Genomic DNA, 22,412 nt, shown 5'->3' with positions numbered 1-22,412 from the left:
TGAAAACCGCCGAAGAAGCCTGCAAAGCCTATCCCGAGGGCAAGGTCGTTGACGCGCTGAAGATGTGATTTCAACACGGCTTGTAAAGGCTGAAACAAAAACGCGCGCGGGTCATCCACGCGCGTTTTCCTTTGGGCGATGCCAGCCTGGCCAATAGGCTCGGCTCGATGGATGACGCGTGCTGTGCATGGCTCTCAGCTGATCTGTTACAACGTCTCACCCTTCCGTCAGCTCACGCCCTTGGCAAATCTTGTGATCAACCTTCCGTCGTAAGCCTTGGTGGCCCGGCAACAACGCCCGGCGTTCAACAAGGGATCACACAATGAAACTCACACTCGCAGTTGCAGCTTTGGCCGCTCTGTCTGCTCCGGCTTTTGCGGAAACCATGAAAATGGATGCCATGACGATGACCTGCGCCGATCTGATGAAGATGGACATGAAGGGCATGATGGATGCGGGGATGGCGATGAAAGAGGCCATGAAGGACGATGCCACGGTCATGGCGATGACCGACGACGATGCGATGAAAACCGCCGAAGAAGCCTGCAAAGCCCATCCCGATGGCACTGTGATGGACGCGATGAAAGCCCCCAAGATGTAAATTAAGCTTGGCGCGGGGGAGGAGTTCTCGCGCCAATCCACCCGACGGCAAAGATTAACCAAAGGTTAATACTCTACCACCAACCCATTGAAATTATATAAACCAAAACTCTGTCCACGCGTGGACACACCCAAAAAAACGCGCGCAGGGTCAGACCCCACGCGCGTTTTTCGTTTTTTAAACCAGCTTAGACCAGATCAAACCGATCCGCGTTCATCACCTTGACCCAAGCCGCCACAAAGTCGCGCACAAACGCCGCCTGACCGTCACTCTGGCCGTAAACCTCAGCCAAAGCCCGCAGTTGCGAGTTCGATCCGAACACCAGATCATTCCGCGTCGCCGTCCACTTCAACGCGCCCGTGGTGCGATCCCGGCCCTCAAACTCGGTCTCCGCCGGGGTGGTGGCTTTCCAGACCGTGCTCATATCCAGCAGGTTGACGAAGAAATCGTTGCTCAGAACGCCCGGACGCGCGGTGAACACGCCAGCTTGAGAATGCCCGGTATTGGCATCCAAAGCCCGCATCCCACCGACCAGAGCCGTCATTTCCGGCGCGGTCAGGGTCAGCAGTTGCGCCCGATCCAGCAGCAGTTCTTCCGCCGAAACCGAATACTGCACCTTCATGTAGTTGCGGAACCCGTCCGCCACCGGCTCCAGCACCGCAAAGCTTTCCACATCGGTCTGCTCTTGGCTGGCATCCGTCCGCCCCGGCGCAAACGGCACCGCAACCGGATAGCCCGCCGCCGCCGCCGCGTTCTCCACCGCAGCCGAGCCGCCCAGCACGATCAGATCGGCCAGTGACACCGATTTGCCGGGATTGGCCGCGTTGAACAAAGCCTGCACGCCTTCCAGCACCGCCAGCACCTTGGCCAGCTGTTCCGGCTGGTTCACCGCCCAATCCTTCTGCGGAGCCAGACGAATCCGCGCGCCATTCGCGCCGCCACGTTTATCAGACCCCCGGAAGGTCGAGGCAGAGGCCCAGGCCACCGAAACCAGTTCCGACACGTTCAGGCCCGAACCCAGGATCTGCGCCTTCAGTGCCGCTACATCCGCCGCATCAATCGCAGCCCCGGTCGCAGCCGGGATCGGGTCTTGCCAGATCAGATCTTCCGCAGGCACTTCCGACCCCAGATACAGCACTTTCGGCCCCATATCGCGGTGCGTCAGCTTGAACCAAGCCCGCGCGAACGCATCGGCAAACGCTATCGGATCGTCGTGGAACCGGCGCGAGATCGGGCCGTAGATCGGGTCAAACCGCATCGCAAGGTCCGCCGTCGTCATCATCGGGCGATGGGTGATCGAGGCGTCATGCGCATCGGGGATCATATCCTGCGGCTCGACATCGCGGGCGAGGAAAATTTGCGCGCCTGCCGGGCTTTTGGTCAGCTCCCATTCATACTTGAACAGCATGTTGAAATAGCCGTTGTCCCAAGTTGTCGGGTTCGGCTTCCACGCGCCCTCGATGCCAGAGCTTGTGGTGTGAATCCCCGAGCCCGAACCAAAGCCGTTCTGCCAGCCCAAGCCCTGCTGCGCCATCGGGGCGGCTTCCGGGTCAACCCCAACCAAAGCCGGATCGCCCGCGCCATGCGCCTTGCCAAAGGTATGCCCGCCCGCGACCAAGGCCACGGTTTCCTCATCATCCATCGCCATCCGCGCAAAGGTTTCACGAATGTCGCGGCCCGAGGCCACCGGATCAGCCACGCCATCCGGGCCTTCCGGGTTGACGTAGATCAGACCCATTTGCACGGCGGCCAGCGGGTTTTCCAGATCACGCGCACCGGAATAGCGGCTGTTTTTGTTGGCAGGATCGTTGCTGGCGATCAGCCAGGTGTCTTCCGAACCCCAGTAGATATCCTCTGGCGGCTCCCACACATCGACGCGTCCGCCGCCGAAACCGAAGGTCTTGAAGCCCATCGACTCCAGCGCGACGTTGCCGGTCAGCACGATCAGATCGGCCCAAGAAATCGCGTTGCCGTATTTCTGCTTGATCGGCCACAGCAGGCGGCGGGCTTTGTCCAAGCTGACGTTATCCGGCCAGGAATTCAGCGGCGCGAAGCGTTGGGTGCCCGAGCCCGCACCGCCACGGCCATCGCCGGTGCGGTAGGTGCCGGCACTGTGCCATGCCATGCGGATGAAGAACGGGCCGTAATGGCCCCAATCGGCCGGCCACCACGGCTGGCTGTCGTTCATCAGCGCGGTCAGGTCTTGCTTTACGGCTGACAAATCCAGCGCCTTGAACGCTTCGGCATAGTCAAAGCCTTCGGGCATCGGGTTTGAAGCCGGTGCATTCTGGTGCAAAATCCGCAGGTTAAGCTGGTTCGGCCACCAATCACGGTTCGAGCGGGCCTTATGAGTGGTGTGCTGGCTGCCGCCGTGCATCACCGGGCATTTGCCGCCGCTGGCGTTATCATTTCCGTCCATCGCTCTCTCCGATTCTGCTGAAGCCCGTTCCTGTGAACGGTCTTTTGCTATGTGCTGTCGTGACTATAACAACGATGTGGCATTAGTTTAAGTTGAATATACTGATTGTTCCGATAAGCTGACCTTATGATAAACTTCACCTTGAAACAGTTCCGCTATTTTGAAGCTTTGGCGCGTCACGGTCATTTCGGTCGTGCTGCAGAGGTCTGCGCCATATCGCAACCGGCTTTGTCGATGCAGATCAAGGAACTGGAAGCCGCGCTTGGCACCGATCTGTTTGAACGCGGCGCGCGGCAAGTGCGGCTGACCAGCTTTGGTGAGGCGTTCGCGGTCAGGGTGCGCGATATCCTGCGCTCGGTCGATGAATTGGCCGACATCGCGCGGGCCGCGCAGACGCAACTGGTAGGGCGGTTGCGCATTGGGGTGATTCCCACCATCGCGCCCTATCTGCTGCCGACCATCATCGGCAACCTGATGCGGCTGAACGCCGATCTGGATCTGCAACTGCGCGAAACCGTCACCCCGAAACTGCTCACCGAATTGGCCGAGGGGCGGCTGGATACCGCCATCGTGGCGCTGCCGATCTCCGAGCCATCGCTGACCGAAGTGCCGCTGTTCTCGGAAGATTTCGTGCTGATCCGCCCGGCTGAGGATGAGGGCAAACCGGTGCCCAGCCGCGAACGCCTGCGCGAAATGCGGCTGTTGTTGCTGGAAGAAGGCCATTGCTTCCGCGATCAGGCCCTGTCGTTCTGTAACATGTCTGCCGCCCCGCCGCGTGAATTGCTGGACGGCAGCTCGCTGTCTACCCTCGTGCAAATGGTCAGCGCAGGCATCGGTGTAACGCTGATCCCCGAGATGGCGATGGCGGTGGAAACCCGCTCGGCTGCGGTGTCGGTGGCGCGCTTTGGTGATCCGAAGCCGCAGCGTATGGTGGGCATGGTCTGGCGTAAAACCTCGCCGTTGGCCAAGCAACTGCTGCAAGTGGCTGAACTGGTGCGGTTCTCGGCGGAGTCTTTGCGGACCCAACATGGGGTCGCGCGATGATCTGCTTGTTTTTTAGGCGGCTTTCGCGGAAATCTTGATCACTTGCACCTTATCCGCCCCCTGATGCACAAAGTGTTAGAGGATCACCGCTGGCTGTGAAAAAACCTCTCTATCCCTGAAAGAAAATATCATGTCCATCCTCGCCAGCATCTACCATCTGACCCACTACAAATACGACCGCCCGGTCACTTTGGGTCCGCAGATCATCCGTCTGCGCCCCGCGCCGCACAGTCGCACGCGGGTGGTCTCGCATGCGCTGAAAGTGACGCCCGCGAACCATTTCGTGAACTATCAGCAGGATTTGTATGGCAACTGGCTGGCGCGCTATGTCTTTCCCGACCCGGTGACCGAGCTGAAGATCGAGGTCGATCTGACCGCCGATATGACCGTCTACAACCCGTTCGATTTCTTTGTTGAGGCCAGCGCCGAAACCTGGCCGTTCGACTATCCGCCCGAGATTGCCGAAGATCTGGTGATCTACCGCAACTGCGACGCGTCGGGGCCACTGTTGCAAGCCTTTCTAGACCGCGTACCCCGTGAGCCATTGCGCACCATCGACTTTATCGTGCGGCTGAACGCCCAACTTGCGAATGAAATCGGCTATGTGATCCGGATGGAGCCGGGGGTGCAGACGCCCGAAGAAACCCTCGGTCTGGCGCTGGGCTCGTGCCGCGATACCTCGTGGCTGCTGGTGCAATCGCTGCGGCACTTGGGCTTTGCCGCGCGGTTTGTCTCTGGCTATCTGATCCAGCTGAAACCCGATCTGGTGGCGGTCGATGGCCCGCAAGGCACCGACAAAGACTTCACTGATCTGCACGCATGGTGCGAAGTCTACCTGCCCGGCGCGGGCTGGATCGGCCTTGATCCCACCTCGGGCCTGCTGACGGGCGAAAGCCATATCCCGCTGTCGGCCACCCCGCATTACTCTAACGCAGCCCCGATCTCCGGCATGGCCAGCTATGCAGAGGTCGATTTCGACTTTGACATGACGGTGACCCGCACTGCCGAGCATCCCCGCATCACCATGCCGTTCTCGAATGCCGCTTGGGATGATCTGAACCAACTTGGCCACAAAGTTGACTCTGCGTTGGCCGCAGGCGATGTCCGCCTCACGATGGGCGGCGAGCCGACGTTTGTGTCGATTGATGATTTTGAGGCGGGCGAGTGGAACACCGATGCCGTCGGCCCCACCAAACGTGTCTTTGCCGATGCGCTGATCCGCCGCCTGCAAGCCAAATTCGCGCCGGGCGGTTTCCTGCATTACGGCCAAGGCAAATGGTATCCCGGTGAAACCCTGCCGCGCTGGACGTTCAGCCTCTACTGGCGCCGCGATGGCAAGCCTATCTGGCACAACCCCGACCTGATCGCGCATGAAGTCTCGGAAGGGGCCACTCCCGAACAAGCCAGTACCCTGCTGCAAAACATCGCTGAAACCCTTGGCCTGCCTGCCGAAAACGTCACCCCCGCCTTTGAAGACCCTGCCGAGTGGATCGTCAAAGAGGGCAATCTGCCCGAGAATGTGACCCCCGAAAACTCGCATCTGAAAGACCCCGAAGAACGCAACCGCATCGCGCGGGTGTTCGGGCGCGGCCTGACCGAGCCTTCGGGTTTCGTCCTCCCCGTGCAGCGCTGGCAGTCCCGCGCGGCACAGACTTGGGTGTCGGAAAAGTGGGCGTTGCGGCGTGGTCATCTGTTCCTTGTGCCGGGCGATAGCCCCGTCGGCTACCGCCTGCCGCTGGGATCTTTGCCCCATGTCAAAGCCGCCGATTATCCCCACATCCACCCGTCCGACCCGTTCGACAATCGCGGGCCGCTGCCCGAGTTCACCCCCGAACCCATCGCAGAACCCGCGCAAGCCGTCGCCAGCTTTACAGCATCCGAAGCCACGCAAGACCGCCGCGAACAGGTGATTTCCGACCTTGCCGGTTCCGTCCGCACCGCGATTTCGGTCGAGCCGCGCGACGGTCGGCTGTGTGTCTTCATGCCGCCGGTCGAGAAGGTCGAAGATTATCTCGAACTTGTCGCCGCCGCCGAAGCCGCCGCGAAGAAGCTTGGCCTTCCGGTGCATATCGAAGGCTACGGCCCGCCGAATGACCCCCGCCTGAACGTGATCCGGGTTGCCCCCGATCCGGGGGTGATCGAGGTGAATATTCACCCGTCGCATAACTGGGCCGAAACCGTCGCCACCACAGAAACGGTCTATGAAGAAGCCCGTCAGTTGCGGCTTGGGGCTGACAAGTTCATGATTGACGGCAAGCATACCGGCACCGGCGGCGGCAACCATGTCGTCGTCGGCGGCGTCACGCCCAGTGACAGCCCCTTCCTGCGCCGCCCCGATCTGCTGGCCAGCCTGATCCTGCATTGGCAGCGCCACCCCAGCCTGTCCTATATGTTCTCGGGCCTGTTCATCGGCCCAACCTCTCAGGCCCCCCGCATTGACGAAGCGCGGATGGATGCCCTTTATGAACTCGAAATTGCGCTGGCCCAAATCCCGACGCCGGGGCAGGGCGCAGCACCGCCGCCGTGGCTGGTCGACCGCCTTTTGCGCAACCTGCTGGTCGATGTCACCGGCAACACCCACCGCGCCGAGATTTGCATCGACAAGCTTTACTCCCCCGATGGCCCCACAGGCCGCCTCGGTCTGGTGGAATTCCGCGGCTTTGAGATGCCGCCAAACCCCCGGATGAGCCTTGCGCAACAACTGCTGATCCGCGCCCTGATCGCGCGGATGTGGGCGGCCCCGATCAAAGGCAATCTCACCCGCTGGGGCACCAATCTGGCCGACCGCTTCATGCTGCCGCATTTCGTCTGGGCCGATTTCCTCGATGTGCTGGCTGATCTGCGCCAGCATGGCTTTGATTTCAACCCCGACTGGTTCAAGGCCCAAGCCGAATTCCGCTTCCCGTTCTGCGGTGAGGCGACGTTTGAAGGCGTCACGCTGGAAATCCGTCAGGCGTTGGAGCCGTGGCATGTCATGGGCGAAACCGGGGCCATCGGCGGCACCGTGCGCTATACCGACAGCTCGGTCGAACGCCTGCAAGCCAAGCTGACCGGCGGCGATCCGGGCCGCTATACTGTCACCTGCAACCAACGCCAAATGCCGATGCAAACCGTAGGGGCAGGGGTCGCCGTAGCCGCCGTTCGCTTCAAAGCATGGCAGCCGCCGCTTGCGCTGCACCCGGTCTTGCCCGTCAACGCGCCCTTAACCTTTGATGTCTACGACACATGGACAGGCCGTGCCTTGGGCGGTTGCACCTATCACGTCGCCCACCCCGGCGGGCGCAATTATGATACGTTCCCGGTGAACAGCAACGAGGCCGAAGCGCGCAGGCTTGCCCGGTTCGAGCCACATGGTCATACTGGCGGTTCATACGAACCCGTCTCCGAAACCCCGCACCCCGAGTTCCCGATGACCCTCGATCTGCGCCGCGCACCGCGGCACTGATGGCACGCAAGGCCAAAGCAAAGCCGGTCGATACCCAGCTTTTCGCCCGGTATCGCCCGCTGCCCGGCGTGCCGGATGAATTGGTGGACGCGCAAGGCGCGATGCGTCCGGTTTGGGCTGGTTTGCTGGCACATATGTCAAGCCTGTCGGCGGCTGAGGTGAAAGACGCCTTCGCGCGCGGCGATCAGCATCTGGCCGACACCGGGGTGTTTTTTCGCAAATATGGCGATCAATCCATCGCGGGCCGTGACTGGCCGTTCTCGGCGGTGCCGATCCTGCTGCCCGAAGCCGATTGGCGCAGCATCGAGGCCGGCCTGATCCAGCGCGCAGACATCATGGAACTGCTTGCCGCTGACCTTTATGGCGAGAATAAACTGGTTGCCGAAGGTCATTTGCCCGCCAGCCTGATTGCCGAAAACCCGGAATGGCTGCGCCCGATGGTGGGGGTGAAACCCCGCTCGGGACATTTCCTGCATTTCATGGCGTTTGAAATCGGCCGTGGCCCGGATGGTCGCTGGTGGGTGCTGTCAGATCGCACGGATGCGCCATCAGGCGCAGGTTTTGCGCTGGAAAACCGGGTGGCTGCCACCCGCGTGTTCCCCGATCTGTATCGCACCACCAACGTGCACCGCTTGGCGGGCTTCTTCCGCGCCTTCCGCGATGCGCTGGAACATCTGCGCAGCGACCCGACCTCTCGGGTCGGCATCCTCACTCCCGGCCCACTGACCGATACCTATTATGAGCAGGCCTATATCGCCCGCTATCTCGGTATGGCGCTGCTGGAGGGCGAGGATCTGATCGTTGAGAACGGCCAGCTTTACGTCCGCACGGTCGAAGGCCTTGCCCCGGTCGATGTGCTGTGGCGGCGGATGGACGGCATCTGGGCCGATCCGCTGGAACTGCGCGGCGACAGTCATCTGGGCACCCCCGGCCTGATGTCGGCGGTGCGCCAAGGCCATGTCACCATGGTCAACGCTTTGGGCGTAGGGGTGCTGGAAACCCAGGCTCTGATGGCCTTCCTGCCGAAAATCGCCAAAGTGCTGATGGGCCAGCCGCTGCGCATTCCCAATGTGGCCACGTGGTGGTGCGGTCAGGCCAAAGAGCTCGCCCATGTCCGCGCCCATGCCGACCGGATGCTGATCGGCCCCGCGATGGCCACCCGCATCGCCTTTGAATCGACTGCCCCCCATGCCGTTGGCGGCCAGATGCGCGGGGCAGAGGATGACGCTGATCTGCATCATTGGCTGACCGATAACGCAGGCGGTTTGGTCGGCAAGGAACTCGTGACCCTGTCCACCACCCCGTTCTACGAAAACGGCGCTTTGGTGCCGCGCCCGATGTCACTGCGGGTCTTCCTCGCGCGCAGCGAAAATGGCTGGCACGTTATGCCCGGAGGCTTCGCCCGCATTGGCGCTGGCACCGACACCACCGCAATCTCGATGCGCAACGGCGGGTCGGTGGCCGACGTTTGGGTGGTCAGCGACACGCCTGTCGAGCCTGTCACCCTGCGCGCACCGCAATCCACTCCCTTCATCCGCGCCCAGCCCGGCCCGTTGCCCAGCCGCGCCGCCGACAATCTGTTCTGGCTTGGTCGCTATGTCGAACGCACCGAAGGCCTGCTCCGCCTCGTGCGCGCCTACAACGGCAGGGTGAATGAGGCGGGCAACGCAGCCCTGCTCGCCACCATCCGCGCCCGGCTGAAATCTTACGGCGTCGATGCGACCGAGGCTTTCCCCGCAGGCGTGCTGAACACCCTCAGTTCCGCCGTCTACAGCGCCAGCCAGATCCGCGACCGCTTCAGCGTCGATGGTTGGTCTGCGCTGCAGGATATCGAGAAATCTATGACTCGCATCGCCAAAACCACCGAAACCGGCGGGGATGCCGCGCAGGTGATGAGCGTGATGCTGCGCAAGATCGCGGGCTTTTCCGGCCTTGTGCATGAAAACATGTATCGCGCGGCGGGCTGGCATTTTCTGTCCATTGGCCGTTCGCTGGAACGCGCCGCGATGATGACTGATCTGTTGGCTGCGGTGACTGGCCCGGTATCTCTGCCCGGGGGTCTGGATATGGCAATCGAAGTCGGCGACAGCATCATGGTTCACCGCCAGCGCTATGCCGTGTTCACCAGCCGCGAAAGCGTCATCGACCTGCTGGGGCTTGACGAGTCCAACCCGCGCTCGGTCCGCTTCCAACTGGATGTGATTGCCAAATGCGTGGATGAGCTGTCGCACACCGGGCCGCATGGCCAGATGACCGAGTTTGAACGCAATGTGCGAATGCTGCAAACAGCGGTGATCGTCCACACCGTGCAAACGCTGGACACACAGGCGCTGCTGACCGCACGCGGGCAGATCTATGATCTGTCCACCGCGCTCAGCGCTGCGTTCATGCACTAAGACATGTCAGGTTCTGTTAAAAATATTGTTATCGAAAAACGCGTTCGAGCGTATGCGAGAGGCAGCGATTTTCGTTTCAATGTGAACCTGACTTGCACTGGGGGTGGGCGGTGATCTACGACGTCAAGCTGCAAATCACCTATCAATATGCCAACCCGGCGGTGGGCGGGCGGCATGTGGTTTGCGTCATGCCCTTGGACATGCCCGGTCAACGCGTGATGGCAAGCCTGCTCGATATCGCCCCGCGCCCGGAAGAACGTCTGGACCGCGTTGATTTCTTTGGCAACCGCATCACCGAATTCAGTTTTCGCGGTCCGCATGACTCTGTCGCATTCACCCTGAAAGCCCGGATTGAACGCTTGGTCGCCCCGGCTTTGCCAAGCAACGCCATTGCTCTGGCCGACATGCCCGCAGCCCTCGCCCGTCATCGTGATCTTGGCCCCGAGTCGCCGCTGCATTTCCTGTCGCCCTCGGTCCGCGTCCCGCGTGACCGTGCCATGACCGCCTTTGCGCTGGGCGCGCTGCATCCCGACATGAACGCTGCCGAAGCCATCGTGGCCATCGGCAGCGCCCTCTATCGTCATATGCGGTTTGATCCCGAAGCCACCACCGTTGACACCCCGGCGACCGAGGCTTTCGCCAAGCGTCATGGCGTCTGTCAGGATTTCTCGCATATCATGATCGCCTGCCTGCGCGGTATCGGCATTCCCGCAGGTTATGTCAGTGGCTTTTTGCGCACCCTGCCGCCGCCCGGAAAACCCCGGCTGGAAGGTGCCGATGCGATGCACGCCTGGGTCCGCGCGTGGTGCGGGCCTGAGGCTGGCTGGATCGAGTTCGATCCGACCAACGATAAACTGGCGGGTGAAGATCACATCGTCGTTGCCCGAGGCCGCGATTACAGCGATGTTTCGCCGATCAAAGGCGCCATGCGAATTTCTGGCGGCCAGAAAAGCAAACAAGCCGTCGATGTGATCCCGCTGGCTGGGTAGGGCGCAACATCAACGCGTGCGCCACGTCTCTGAAGCGCCCCCTCAATCCGATTCCCCCTTCAACAAATTCTGTTGACACAAAGATGCATCTCATAATTACTAAACCGACTAGTAAATATTTTCGACTCAAAATATCTGCCAACCGGAGGAAGCGCCAATGATGCAAGAACGGATCGAGGGCAAATGGCTGGCCGCCTTCCGCCGCGTGTTGGCGCTGAACGGTATCGGCAAAGGCACCCCCATCGCGATCATTGCTGAAACCCAATCGCGCCCGGTTCTGGTGCATCTCTGCGAACTCGCGGCCTACGATCTTGGCGCGGAATTTTGCATCATCACCATGCCCACGCCCGCCTTGAACGCGCCCGTCCCGGTCAAATCCACCGGCACAAGCTGGGCGATCCAGCAGAACCGCGCCGTGATCGAAGCCCTGAAACGGGTCGATGTCATCGTCGATTGCACCGTCGAAGGCCTGATCCATGCCCCGGAGTGGCCCGAGATCGAAGCCGCAGGTCGCACCCGCCTGCTGGTGATCACCAACGAACACCCCGAAATCTTAGAGCGCACCGAACCGAAAGCCGAGCACGGCCCGAAGGTTCTGCTCGGCACCCAAATGCTGCGCGAGGCGTCTGAAATGCGCGTCACCTCTGCCGCTGGCACTGACTTGACCATCAATCTACGCGGTGCGCCCTGCGGTGGCACGGCGGGCTTTGGCACCAATCCCGGCGATGTGGCGCATTGGCCCGGCGGCCTCTGCCTCGCCTTCCCCGGCAAGAACGCGGTGAACGGGCGGATCGTGATGGACGTGGGCGATATGAACCTGACGTTCAAAACCTACCTCACCAGCCGCATCGACTGCACCATCGAGAATGATTTCGTCACCGCAATCAAAGGCGATGGCATCGACGCGCTGCATTTCCGCGAATACATGGCCGCTTGGGATGATCCGAACGCCTACGGTCTCAGCCATGTCGGCTGGGGGATGAACCCGCACGCGCATTGGATCAGCGCCGCAATGTACGACAAGCGCGACATGCAGGCCGTCGAATTCCGCGCCCTCGCCGGATCGTTCCTGTGGTCCACTGGCGCCAACCAATACGCCGGCCGCTACACGCTCGGCCATTTCGACCTGCCGATGCGCAACTGCACCATCGCCCTTGACGGACGCATCGTCGTCAAAGCAGGCGTCCTTCAAGGCGAACTGGCGCTTTGAGCGCCTAGGAGAGAACAATGAGCACGATTGCCGATTACTACGACCTGTCCCGCATCCGCCCCGAAGTCCAAGCGGTGCTGAACCGCCTCAATGAGATGGGCCCCACCTTCGCCACCCGCGCCAAAGGCATCGACGTAGACGCCACATTCCCGGTCGAAAACTACAAAGACCTCGCCGCGGAAGGCTTCCTCACCCTCACCGTGCCAGAAGAATTCGGCGGCCACGGTTTCAGCCTTGGCGAATACGCGATGTGCGGGGCCGAGATCGGCAAATACTGCGGTGCCACCGCGCTCACCTTCAACATGCACAACTCGTCGATGATGTGGTCGCGCTTCATGTATGAACTGCCAAACCTCACCGACGCCGACCGCGCCGCCTTCGCCCCTTTGCGCGAACGCCAATTCCGCCGCGCCGTGAAAGAGCAAGGCATCTACTCGCAACCGATCTCCGAAGCAGGCCAGAACTGGACCAGCAAACCCGCACAAACCAACTGCCGCAAGGTGGATGGCGGCTGGCTGATCAACGGTTTCAAGAAATTCGCCAGCCTCGCAGGTTATTGCGACTACTACTCCATCGTCTGCACCGAGCATTTCGACGATATCGAGCCGCGCCACGAAGACACCATGATCTTCGTCGTCGCGAAAGAGGCCAAGGGCCTGACCGTGCAAGGCTCGTGGGATCCTTTGGGCATGCGCGGCACCAATTCCCGCGATCTGGTGCTGAAAGACGTGTTCGTGGCCGAAGACGATCTGATGATGCCACGCGGGCTTTTCATCAAAACCCTGCCGCATTGGCCGCATATGATGGCCACGCTGTCCCCCACCTATATGGGCCTCGCCCAAGGCGCTTACGACTTCACCGTCGCCTATCTGCGTGGCGAGGTTGAAGGCCAACCCGCCGCCGACCGTCGCATGTTCGGCACCAAACGCATCGCCGTGGGCCGGATGTATGCCCGTCTGGCGAACATGCGCGCGCTGTGGTGGCAGGCGTTTATGGAGGCGCAGGGGATGCCGTCGAAAGCGCAAGTGCTGCGGATGTATGCCGCGCAATACAACGTCATGGAAGGCGTGCAGGAAATCGCCGCCTTGGCGATCCGCACCTGTGGTGGCCAGTCGATGCTGAAGTCGATGCCGCTGGAGAGGATGTATCGAGACAGCCGTTGCGGTGCGTTGATGCTGCCCTATACCTCTGAAATCATGGAGGATTATCTGTCCGTCCTCACCCTTTATGACACGGATGAGCTCGACAAAGCCCCCGGCGACGAGGGCGGCGCGCGCTCGTCGCTCTGGCGCGGTGACAGCGGCACGCTGAAAGGCCTGCGCTAAAATGACCCGCGAAACCGTCCACGTCATGGGCCGCACCAATGCCGCACCGGATGCCGTCTGGGCCATAGCCCGCGACTTTTGCGGCGCATGGCACCCCGGCTTGGCCACGATCACCGCCGAACGCAGCCCAAGCGGAGCCGAAATCCGTCGCTTCACCGCCCACGGCGAAGACACGGTGTATCGCGAACAACTGATCTACCGCTCCGACAGCGACCGCTGCCTCGCCTACACCCATCTCGAAGGCATCCGTGGTGCCGCCCGCTACACGGCCCGCCTGACGATTTCCCCCTCCGCTGCAGGCTCTGTGATCAACTGGAGCGCGGAAATCGTGGCCCCCCCGGCCCGCGCTGCGGAGATCGCCAACGGCACCAAACCGATCTTCGAGGCGGGCATCGACGCGCTTTCTGCCGCCACCCCTCAGCCCATCGAGCCAGACCCAACCCTCACCAACGCCCCGTTAGAAACTCGCATCCTCCCCGGCACTCCGCAACTGGCGCTGACCCACACGCCAGCCAAACCCGGCCCGCTGATCTTGTTCCTGCATGGCATCGGCGGCGCACGCAGCAACTGGGCCGCACAACTACAAGCCGCAGGCAACTTCGCCCAAGCTGCCGCCCTCGATCTGCGCGGTTACGGCGACAGCACCCTCGGCTTCCGCCAATCGACCATCGACGACTACTGCGAAGACATCCTGCGCGTCATGGCCGAGTTCAACGCCGAAAAACTGATCCTCTGCGGCCTGTCCTACGGCTCGTGGATCGCCACCAGCTTCGCCATGCGCCACCCCGACAAACTCGCAGGCCTGATCCTCTCCGGCGGCTGCACCGGCATGTCCGAGGCTGGCCCCGAAGAACGCGAAGCCTTCCGCGTCAGCCGCGAAGTCCCGCTCGACGCAGGCCAAACCCCCGCCGATTTCGCCCCCGCCGTGGTCGGCATCATCGCAGGCCCCAACGCCACCGACGCCATCCGTGCCGAGCTGCTGGCCTCGATGTCCGCCATCCCCGCCGCCACCTACCGCGACGCCCTGCGCTGTTTCACCAACCCGCTGGAGCGTTTCGATTTCGCCAAACTCACCATGCCCACCCTATTGATGACAGGCGAGCACGACCGCCTCGCCCCCCCGTCAGAGATTCGCGCCGTCGCAGGCCGCATCACCGACGCCGCGCCGCGCCCCGATGTGCGGTTTGAAGTTATCGCCGACGCAGGCCATGTTTGCAACGTCGCGCAACCTGCCGCCTACAACCGCCCCCTGCTAGAATTCATCCGCAAGGTGATCGCATGACAGCCATCCCGCAACGCGAACTCAACCGCCTCGCCAAACAACGCCGCATCCTCGATGCCGCCCTATCTGTCTTCGCAGCCGAAGGTTATTCCGGCACCTCGATGGATGCCATCGCCGCCAAGGCTGCCGTCTCAAAACCCACGCTTTATCAATACTTTGGCACCAAGGAACAGCTGTTCACCGAGATCATGCTGGCCGAGCGCAACACCATGCTTTTGGCCTTCGATCACCCCGGCACCGATATGGTGGCGGAACTGCACAGTTTCGCCTGGCACTACGCCGACACCGTGATGCGCCCGGAATTTCTCTCGCTCGCCCGCCTGATCATCGGCGAGGCGCAGCGCTTCCCCGAGATCGGCCGCGCCTATCAAGCCGCTGGCCCCGACCGGGTTTTGGCTGGCATGATCACCTACCTGACCCGCCAGCGTGATGCCAATAAGCTCACCTTCGACGATGCCGAACTCGCCGCCGAAGACCTCTGGGGCCTGATCCTGTCGGCCCCGCGCAACCAAGCGCTGCATCTGCCCGACCGCATCCCGACAAAGCCCGAACTCGCCCGCTACATCAACAACGGGCTGCGCGTCTTCCTGAAAGCCTATGCCACCGATCCGGCCCGCGACCTGGCCCAACTTCAAACCATCACGGGGACACCATGAGCCTGCAAGCCTTCCTTGACGACGAGTCCAGCCGCTTCGCCACCGTCGCCCTCGTCGATACCAACGGTCTTCTGCGCGGTCAGATGGTGTCCACCCGCAGCCTGAAAGGCATCCTTAACGCGGGCATGGGCATGGCCCCGGCGCAACTGGCGCTCGATCCCACCGATCAGATGCTGGAGATGCCCGGCGTCACCGATGGCACTTCGGATTTCCACGACGACCCGCTGATCGTTGACCCAACGTCCGCCCGCCGCATCCCTTGGGCGCGTCCCGGTCATGATCTTTTGCTGCTCACCCAATACTCCGGTGACACCGCCGCGCTCTGCCCGCGTTCGATCCTGAAATCGGTGCTGGACCGCGCCGCTGCCGCTGGTTTCACCCCGAAATACGGCATGGAACTGGAATACACCCTGTTCGATGAAACGCCGGAATCCGCTCGCGACAAAGGTTATCGCAACCTGAAAACCGCCACGATGCACCCCAGCCACGATCTGATCCTGTATCAAACTGTGCAACAGGAATGGTATGAAGCGGTGTCCGACATGTGCGGCCCGCTGCGCATTGACCTTGCCAAGATGCACGAAGAAATCGGCGGTGGTTTCATGGAGGCCTGCATCGGCGCGGGCGAAGGGCTGGAGCCTGCCGACCAGTTGATGCTGCTGAAAAACTTCATCCGCGCGCTGGCGATGCGGCAGGGCCGCTGCGTCACCTTCATGCCGCGCTGGACCGAAGACGCCGACAGCCAGTCGATCCACGTCCATATCTCGCTGAAAGATCGTAGTGGTAAGCCATTGTTTTATCAGGAGGGTCAGAAAAACGGCATCTCCCAAACCTTCCGCCATTTCCTCGGCGGGCTGCAGCGCTACATCGGCGACATGACCCTGATCTGCCAGCCCACCGTCAACTCCTACCGCCGCTTTGCCCCCGGCACCTTCGCGCCCCCCGGCCTGACCTGGGGCTATGAAAACCGCACCACCTGCTTCCGCGTCGTCGGCCATGATGCGGGCAGCTTGCGCGTTGAAAACCGCCTGCCCGGCGCCGATACTAACCCCTACCTCACCGCCGCCGCCACCATCGCCGCAGGCGTCGCGGGCATCATGGAAAAGATCGAGCCCGAACCCGAAGTCATCGGCAACGGCCACGCCCTCACCGGAGATCGCCCCGATTTCGCCCGTTCGATGCCTGAAGCGATAGACCGCCTGCGCAACTCGGCTTTCGCGAAAGACTGGCTCGGTCCGCGCTTTGTCGAAGCCTTCTCGGCCACCCGTCAAAGCCAATACGACCAATTCCGCAAGAAAGTCCCTGACGTCGAACTGCAACGTTTCTTTGATCTGGGGTAAGATATGACCGACCTGCGCCAACACTTCATCGAGGCGATGAGCCGCGCCTCTACCTTCGTCTCGGTGATCACCACCGATGGCGAAGCGGGCCGCTTCGGCGTCACGGTCTCCTCCATGACCTCGGTTTCCGCCGATGGCGCAGGTCCGTCGCTGCTGGTCTGCGTCCACCACCTCTCTCCCGCCGCCACAGCCATCCTGCGCAACCGCGCGTTCTGCGCCAATCTGCTCAGCGCCGCGCAACACGGCACCTCGGACCTATTCTCGGGCCGCCAAAAGCCGCAAGGTGACCGCTTCGATGAGGTGAAATGGCAGCCGGGGCAGGCGGGGCAACCGATCTTGACCGAGGCTTCTGCCAGCTTTGAATGCAGCCTGAAAACCGCGCTGCTGTGGGAAACCCACTACATTCTGGTGGGCGAAGTCAGCGCCGTGGCGCTGACCGATAACCATGATGCGCTTTTGTATGGACAGCGCGGCTATAAACGCGCTGTCCATATTCCTTAGTGCTGTTCTACCACTTTGGCCTGCCCGCGCGTCTTATACAGGCTGAAGCCCACGCCAGCGGCCAAAATTGCGAACGTCACGCCCAGCGACCAACTCGGCGGGAACTTCTCCAAATCCATCCAGTCGGCGACAAAAACTTTCGAGCCGATGAACACCAACAACAGCGACAGCGCGTATTTCAGGTAAGCAAAGCGGTGCAAGATCGCAGACAGTGCGAAATACAGCGCCCGCAGGCCCAGAATAGCGAAGATGTTAGAGGTATAGACGATGAACGGATCGGTGGTGATCGCGAACACCGCTGGCACCGAATCCACCGCGAACACCAGATCCGCGATCTCAATCAACACCAGCGCCAGAAACAGCGGCGTCACATAGCGCAAGCCGTCGCGTTTGACGAAAAACGCGTTGCCCACCAGATCTTCCGTCACCCGCATCCGCTTTTTCAAAAACCGCAGCACCGGGCCATCGACCGAGTGATTGGTCTCATCAGTGAACATCATCTTGATGCCGGTAAAGATCAGGAAAGCCGCGAACACATAGAGCAGCCATGAATATTCGGCAACCAACGTGGCGCCCAGACCAATCATGATGCCACGCAGCACGATCACGCCCAGAATACCCCAGAACAGCACCCGATGCTGATACATGCGGGGAATGGCAAAGCTGCTGAAAATCAACGCGATAACAAACACGTTGTCCATCGCAAGGGTCTTTTCCACCACAAACGCCGTCAGATACTGCGCCGTGGCTTCCGAGCCCATCTGCCAATACACAAAGCCCGAAAACGCCATGCCCAAGGTGATATACACCGCCGACAAGCGCAGGCTTTTCGATACGCCGATCTCTTGATCGCCGTTATTGACCAGCCCCAGATCGGCGGCCAGCAGCACCAAGACGATGGTGATGAAGGTCAGCCACATCCACAGCGGCGTGCCCAAGAATAGTGAAGTTAGAATTTCCATACTGTCCTCTGCGTTAAACACGCGCCAAAGGTCAGCCGAAAGCCAAAGGAAACGTTTGACGGGCATGACATCGAGCGCACTCGATGCGATCCGACATCACGATGAAACATCGTCAGAGGGGCCCGTCTCGCACTCCACAAATGGGGCGGGATTGCAGCAATTCAACCCCTGTGGTCGAAAATTCTCACACAAGCGTGAAGGGCTTGACCTTGCCCGCGCGACAGGCACCCTTACCGCATGAGCAAAACTCGCCGCCCCACCCGCAGTTCCGACGACCGCCGCGGCGACATTGCCCGCGGGCAGTACCCGTTCTGTCGCCTCGATGGAAATTGCATGTTTCAACCCGCCCAGAACCACCAGCTTTGCAGGCGGCATCGCCCCGGCAATCAGGCGATTCAAGCCTTTCCGAAGACCTCGGGGAAAAACGCTGCCGCCACGGCCAGCAGAGTCTGCAATGCCTCATCAACGCTATAAGGCTCGGCTTGCGTCACCAGATCCATCCACAGCCCTTCGCTTGCAACCCGGATTGCCCGCGCCACCCGCTCGGCGTTGTCGTTTGGCCCCAGCAAAGCCGCGCAAAGCCCCTCCAGCTTTGTGACATATTCGGCGTTGTTAGAGCCGCATTTCTCTTGATAAAGCGGTCTGCTTTGCGCCTCACCCCAGAACGCACACCATGCCGCCAAACGCTGCGGCGTGCAAAGCTCGGGGGTGAAATCGGCGCGGATCAGCGCATCCAACTGTGCCGCAGGCTCGGGCGGGGCCGCAGCCAGTGCGCTTTGCCAGTTCTGCACATATTCGTCGGCCAGATAGGTCAGGGTTTCCGCCAGCAGCAACTCTTTTGACTGGAAGTGAAAGTTCACCAGCCCATGTGACAGCCCGGCCTGATTGGCCACATCGCTCATCGTGACGCGGGCATAGCCCTTGATCGCCAGCACTGCGATGGTGGCCTCAATCAACTGTTCCCGCCGTGCCTCTCGCGACAGTTTCCGGGGCGGCTTCGGTTTGGTCATTCAATAGGCTTCCGTCGAAATCGGCAGGGTCAGAGCCAGTTTTTCAAACACAACCTCCAGCCCCGCGCGGGAAGGTGAGCAGCACATCACCCCGGCGGTCACCGCCAGATCGGGCGGGAAATAGGCCAGTCGCAGCATCTTCCAAATCTCTCCCGCCTGATATTGCACCCAAACCGCATCGCGCACCCGAGACAGCCGCAAGCGCAACTGACTGTCATACGCAGGCAAGGGCATCTGCGACCAATCCGACATGCCGTTCGTCACCACCACCGCCAGATGTGCCATACCGCCAACATACTCGATGCCGCATTTCACCCAATGCGTCGCATCCGCGCGGATCATCAGTCCGGCTTGGTCATACTGCTGCGAAAAATCGGCTCTAAACGCCGTTTCGAGACTAAATTCCTTTGGTGCGGGCTGATGCAGGAAGTGGCCATTGTGGTGCTGAAAGCCGTAGTAGGTGCCGTGCCAGAAATCGGTCTGGTCGCCCGTGGTCACATGCAGCCCCGCCGCATCATGGCTGGCCTTGGCAGGCGGGTTCAGCCAACTCATTGCGCTCCAGTTCATAGCGACCTCTTTGGATTTGCGCCGGATTGGCGGCTGAAACTGTGAATTTTTCCTTAACGGAAAATGAGTAGTTTATCTAAATCAATAGCTTAGAGGATGGTCCCAACTCGGGACCGTCACCGCAAAAGCCCCCTAAGCCCGTCCTGATAGGTCGGATAGGCCAGCTTGACCCCCAAATCCCGCTTGATCCGATCATTCCGAACCCGCTTCGATTCCGAATAGAAACTGACCTGCATCGGCGTCATCTTCGCCTCTTCAAACCGCACCGTCGGCGGCTCGGGCAGCCCTAGCAAAGCGGCGGCATAGGTCAGCACATCTTCTGGCGGGGCAGGGTTATCATCGCAGACATTATAGATCGCACCGGGGTCGGGGTGCAGGATCGACCCCAGCAGGGTGGCAGCAATATCCTCGACATGGATGCGGCTGAAAACCTGGTTCGCCTTGATCACCCGCCGCGCGGTTCCATCCCGCACCTTCTCGAACGGCCCCCGTCCCGGCCCGTATATCCCGGCCAGCCGAAACACCTGCACCGGCAACCCCGAAGCCAACCACTGCCGTTCTGCCAGCACCCGTGCCACAGCGCGCGCCGACTGCGGGTTCACCGGGGTGGTCTCATCCACCCAGCCGCCCTGATGGTCGCCATAAACAGCGGTGGTGGAAAGGTAGCCCACCCATTCCGGCCGCGCCGCCATGATCTGATCGCGGCAGGCATGCAAGAACGGATCGCCCGACCCATCAGGTGCTGCCGAGGCCAGGATATGCGTCGCCTGATCCAAGGCGGCGCCGATCTCGCAGGGCCACAAGAGCGCCTCCACCCCCTGATCGCGCAGGGCGGCGATCCGGTCTGCTTCCCGCGTGGTGCCGATCACCCGCCAGCCCTGCGGGATCAGCCGGGCAGCCAAAGCCGCCGCCGAATAGCCATGTCCAAGGGAAAGCAAGGTTTTCATCGCGCCTTTATTCCCGCCTGACCCCGGCTTCGCAAGACCCCAGATGCGGACAGGGCCGCGTCATTAAGACTTCACTTGCGAAACCGCGCGCTTCGGACTTAGATGCCCGATCAAAATGAAGAAGATGATGCAATGAACGATGAATCCACACTGGTCCTTATTCCAGATTTTACCGCCGCCGAGTCCTTCACCGATGCCGCGACCGCAGTGGCGCGGCTGGAGGCGCTTTACTTTGACGCGATTGGCTTTCTCTCGCTGCATTTCAGCGCCGCCGTCACGGGCTCCAAACCCGCCACCCGCATCCGCGCGTTTTATCCAGAGATTCGGCTGACCGTCAGCAGCCATATCAAGACCGACAGCCGTCTTGCCTTTGGCCATGTCGCCAGCCCCGGCACCTATGCCACCTCGATCACCCGGCCCGATCTGTTTCGCAACTACCTGATCCAGCAGATCAGCCTGCTGATGCAGAACCACGGTGTTTCGGTGCAGATCGGCTATTCTGACACGCCGATCCCGGTGCATTTCGCGGTGGCGGGTAACCCGGCGGTATCGGTGCCGCAAGAGGGCGTGCTGGAATTCTCGCTGCGCGATGTATTCGATGTGCCCGATCTGGCGACCACCAATGACGATATCGTCAATGGCACCCGCACCTATAACCCCGATGGCTCGCAGCCGCTTGCACCGTTTACCGCGCAGCGGGTGGATTACAGCCTTGCACGGTTGTCGCACTACACGGCAACCGATGCGACGCATTTCCAGAACCATGTGCTGTTCACCAACTATCAGTTCTACGTTGATGAGTTTGAGGCCTATGCCCGCACCACACTGGCCGATGAAGGCTCGGGCTACACCAGCTTTGTGGCGACGGGGAATCAGGAAATCACCACGCCAGACGGGGTGATCTTGCCCTCGACCAAGACGCCGCAGATGCCGACCTATCATCTGAAGCGCGCGGATGGCAACGGGATCACGCTGGTGAATATCGGGGTCGGGCCGTCCAACGCCAAGACCGCGACCGATCATATCGCGGTGCTGCGGCCGCATGCCTGGTTGATGGTCGGCCATTGCGCGGGATTGCGGAACTCTCAGTCTTTGGGCGATTTCTGCCTTGCCCATGCCTATCTGCGTGAGGATCATGTGCTGGATGACGACCTGCCCGTCTGGGTGCCGATCCCGGCGCTGGCCGAGATTCAGATTGCACTGCAAGAGGCCGTCGCCGAAGTCACGCAGCTGGAAGGTTACGAGCTGAAGCGCATCATGCGGACTGGCACCGTGGCTACGATCGACAACCGGAATTGGGAGCTGCGCGACAAGTCCGGCCCAGTGCAGCGCCTGTCACAATCTCGCGCGATTGCCTTGGATATGGAAAGCGCAACCATCGCCGCCAACGGTTTCCGCTTCCGAGTGCCCTACGGCACGTTGCTGTGCGTTTCCGACAAACCGTTGCATGGCGAGTTGAAACTGCCCGGCATGGCGAGCGAATTCTACAAGACGCAGGTCTCGCGCCATCTGCAAATCGGCATCCGCGCGATGGAGCGGCTGCGCGACATGCCGATTGAACGGATTCACAGCCGCAAGTTGCGCAGTTTTGAAGAGACTGCGTTCCTGTGAGCCAAAGCGGGTCAAGTTTGCAAGGTGTCGGAAATCGCAGCTTCGCACGTCTCGCGACTGCGTTTTCCGATGCTCACACTGGCGTGAAAACCTGAACGACGCGAAGG

Annotated in this window: 17 protein-coding genes; 12 read left to right on the top strand and 5 right to left on the bottom strand. The window is 61.3% G+C overall.

Features of this window, described 5'->3' with window-relative positions; all coding sequences use genetic code 11:
• Positions 1-322 precede the first annotated feature (322 nt).
• Positions 323-601 carry an HdeA/HdeB family chaperone gene (locus U1A24_RS02350; RefSeq protein WP_322320386.1) on the top strand — a complete coding sequence of 93 codons (279 nt, stop codon included), beginning with the start codon at positions 323-325 and terminating at the stop codon, positions 599-601.
• Between the two features lie 187 nt (positions 602-788).
• Here the strand turns inward: U1A24_RS02350 and katG are convergent, their stop codons facing one another.
• Positions 789-3,020, bottom strand: a complete 2,232-nt coding sequence (katG, locus tag U1A24_RS02345) for a catalase/peroxidase HPI (RefSeq protein WP_322320385.1) — start codon at positions 3,018-3,020, stop codon at positions 789-791.
• Positions 3,021-3,146: 126 nt separating this feature from the next.
• Between katG and U1A24_RS02340 the strand changes: the two genes are divergently transcribed.
• The 10 genes from U1A24_RS02340 (at position 3,147) to U1A24_RS02295 (ending at position 17,208) form a co-directional block, all read left to right on the top strand.
• Complete coding sequence (locus U1A24_RS02340) at positions 3,147-4,064, top strand: hydrogen peroxide-inducible genes activator (protein ID WP_322320384.1); 918 nt, start codon at positions 3,147-3,149, stop codon at positions 4,062-4,064.
• Positions 4,065-4,194: 130 nt separating this feature from the next.
• Positions 4,195-7,509, top strand: a complete 3,315-nt coding sequence (locus U1A24_RS02335) for a transglutaminase family protein (RefSeq protein ID WP_322320383.1) — start codon at positions 4,195-4,197, stop codon at positions 7,507-7,509.
• Positions 7,509-9,905, top strand: coding sequence for a circularly permuted type 2 ATP-grasp protein (locus tag U1A24_RS02330; RefSeq protein ID WP_322320382.1), 2,397 nt, complete (start codon positions 7,509-7,511; stop codon positions 9,903-9,905). Before U1A24_RS02335 ends, U1A24_RS02330 begins: the two co-directional genes overlap by 1 nt.
• Positions 9,906-10,015: 110 nt before the next feature.
• Positions 10,016-10,894, top strand: a complete 879-nt coding sequence (locus tag U1A24_RS02325; protein ID WP_322320381.1) for a transglutaminase family protein — start codon at positions 10,016-10,018, stop codon at positions 10,892-10,894.
• Between the two features lie 157 nt (positions 10,895-11,051).
• Positions 11,052-12,104 (top strand): peptidase M29, encoded by a 1,053-nt coding sequence (locus U1A24_RS02320; RefSeq protein ID WP_322320380.1) that lies wholly within the window; start codon positions 11,052-11,054, stop codon positions 12,102-12,104.
• Between the two features lie 17 nt (positions 12,105-12,121).
• Positions 12,122-13,429 (top strand): acyl-CoA dehydrogenase family protein, encoded by a 1,308-nt coding sequence (locus tag U1A24_RS02315; RefSeq protein WP_322320379.1) that lies wholly within the window; start codon positions 12,122-12,124, stop codon positions 13,427-13,429.
• A 1-nt stretch (position 13,430) separates the two neighbouring features.
• On the top strand, positions 13,431-14,711 hold the full coding sequence (locus U1A24_RS02310; RefSeq protein WP_322320378.1) for an alpha/beta fold hydrolase: 1,281 nt from the start codon (positions 13,431-13,433) through the stop codon (positions 14,709-14,711).
• On the top strand, positions 14,708-15,367 hold the full coding sequence (locus U1A24_RS02305) for a TetR/AcrR family transcriptional regulator (protein ID WP_322320377.1): 660 nt from the start codon (positions 14,708-14,710) through the stop codon (positions 15,365-15,367). The genes U1A24_RS02310 and U1A24_RS02305 overlap by 4 nt, the downstream gene beginning before the upstream one ends.
• The gene (locus U1A24_RS02300) at positions 15,364-16,707 is read left to right on the top strand and encodes a glutamine synthetase family protein (RefSeq protein WP_322320376.1); all 1,344 of its coding nucleotides are present in this window, start codon (positions 15,364-15,366) and stop codon (positions 16,705-16,707) included. Before U1A24_RS02305 ends, U1A24_RS02300 begins: the two co-directional genes overlap by 4 nt.
• Positions 16,708-16,710: 3 nt before the next feature.
• Positions 16,711-17,208 (top strand): flavin reductase family protein, encoded by a 498-nt coding sequence (locus U1A24_RS02295; RefSeq protein WP_322320375.1) that lies wholly within the window; start codon positions 16,711-16,713, stop codon positions 17,206-17,208.
• Here the strand turns inward: U1A24_RS02295 and U1A24_RS02290 are convergent.
• From U1A24_RS02290 to U1A24_RS02275, 4 genes are all read right to left on the bottom strand, one after another.
• Positions 17,205-18,170: a TerC family protein gene (locus U1A24_RS02290; RefSeq protein WP_322320374.1), complete on the bottom strand. Its 966-nt coding sequence runs from the start codon at positions 18,168-18,170 to the stop codon at positions 17,205-17,207. The genes U1A24_RS02295 and U1A24_RS02290 overlap by 4 nt on opposite strands.
• A gap of 395 nt (positions 18,171-18,565) precedes the next feature.
• Complete coding sequence (locus U1A24_RS02285; protein ID WP_322320373.1) at positions 18,566-19,180, bottom strand: TetR family transcriptional regulator C-terminal domain-containing protein; 615 nt, start codon at positions 19,178-19,180, stop codon at positions 18,566-18,568.
• Positions 19,181-19,747, bottom strand: a complete 567-nt coding sequence (locus tag U1A24_RS02280; RefSeq protein ID WP_322320372.1) for a DUF1349 domain-containing protein — start codon at positions 19,745-19,747, stop codon at positions 19,181-19,183.
• A 116-nt stretch (positions 19,748-19,863) separates the two neighbouring features.
• Positions 19,864-20,694: an SDR family oxidoreductase gene (locus U1A24_RS02275; RefSeq protein ID WP_322320371.1), complete on the bottom strand. Its 831-nt coding sequence runs from the start codon at positions 20,692-20,694 to the stop codon at positions 19,864-19,866.
• 132 nt (positions 20,695-20,826) lie between these two features.
• Here U1A24_RS02275 and U1A24_RS02270 point away from each other — a divergent pair, with 132 nt between their 5' ends.
• Entirely contained in the window at positions 20,827-22,305 is a 1,479-nt protein-coding gene (locus U1A24_RS02270) for an AMP nucleosidase (RefSeq protein ID WP_322320387.1), read from the top strand.
• Positions 22,306-22,412 lie beyond the last annotated feature (107 nt).

The sequence above is a fragment of the Cypionkella sp. genome, assembly GCF_034376685.1.
Classification (GTDB): Bacteria; Pseudomonadota; Alphaproteobacteria; order Rhodobacterales; family Rhodobacteraceae; genus Cypionkella.
The sequence above is the reverse complement of the archived record's forward strand: the minus strand, read 5'-3'. Positions and strand labels throughout refer to the sequence as shown.

Excerpts from the sequence above, each read along its gene's own strand:
- U1A24_RS02350 (WP_322320386.1), top strand. The coding sequence starts at position 323 with ATGAAACTCACACTCGCAGTTGCAGCTTTGGCCGCTCTGTCTGCTCCG.
- katG (WP_322320385.1), bottom strand. The coding sequence starts at position 3,020 with ATGGACGGAAATGATAACGCCAGCGGCGGCAAATGCCCGGTGATGCAC.
- U1A24_RS02340 (WP_322320384.1), top strand. The coding sequence starts at position 3,147 with ATGATAAACTTCACCTTGAAACAGTTCCGCTATTTTGAAGCTTTGGCG.
- U1A24_RS02335 (WP_322320383.1), top strand. The coding sequence starts at position 4,195 with ATGTCCATCCTCGCCAGCATCTACCATCTGACCCACTACAAATACGAC.
- U1A24_RS02330 (WP_322320382.1), top strand. The coding sequence starts at position 7,509 with ATGGCACGCAAGGCCAAAGCAAAGCCGGTCGATACCCAGCTTTTCGCC.
- U1A24_RS02320 (WP_322320380.1), top strand. The coding sequence starts at position 11,052 with ATGATGCAAGAACGGATCGAGGGCAAATGGCTGGCCGCCTTCCGCCGC.
- U1A24_RS02315 (WP_322320379.1), top strand. The coding sequence starts at position 12,122 with ATGAGCACGATTGCCGATTACTACGACCTGTCCCGCATCCGCCCCGAA.
- U1A24_RS02310 (WP_322320378.1), top strand. The coding sequence starts at position 13,431 with ATGACCCGCGAAACCGTCCACGTCATGGGCCGCACCAATGCCGCACCG.
- U1A24_RS02305 (WP_322320377.1), top strand. The coding sequence starts at position 14,708 with ATGACAGCCATCCCGCAACGCGAACTCAACCGCCTCGCCAAACAACGC.
- U1A24_RS02300 (WP_322320376.1), top strand. The coding sequence starts at position 15,364 with ATGAGCCTGCAAGCCTTCCTTGACGACGAGTCCAGCCGCTTCGCCACC.
- U1A24_RS02295 (WP_322320375.1), top strand. The coding sequence starts at position 16,711 with ATGACCGACCTGCGCCAACACTTCATCGAGGCGATGAGCCGCGCCTCT.
- U1A24_RS02290 (WP_322320374.1), bottom strand. The coding sequence starts at position 18,170 with ATGGAAATTCTAACTTCACTATTCTTGGGCACGCCGCTGTGGATGTGG.
- U1A24_RS02285 (WP_322320373.1), bottom strand. The coding sequence starts at position 19,180 with ATGACCAAACCGAAGCCGCCCCGGAAACTGTCGCGAGAGGCACGGCGG.
- U1A24_RS02280 (WP_322320372.1), bottom strand. The coding sequence starts at position 19,747 with ATGAACTGGAGCGCAATGAGTTGGCTGAACCCGCCTGCCAAGGCCAGC.
- U1A24_RS02275 (WP_322320371.1), bottom strand. The coding sequence starts at position 20,694 with ATGAAAACCTTGCTTTCCCTTGGACATGGCTATTCGGCGGCGGCTTTG.
- U1A24_RS02270 (WP_322320387.1), top strand. The coding sequence starts at position 20,827 with ATGAACGATGAATCCACACTGGTCCTTATTCCAGATTTTACCGCCGCC.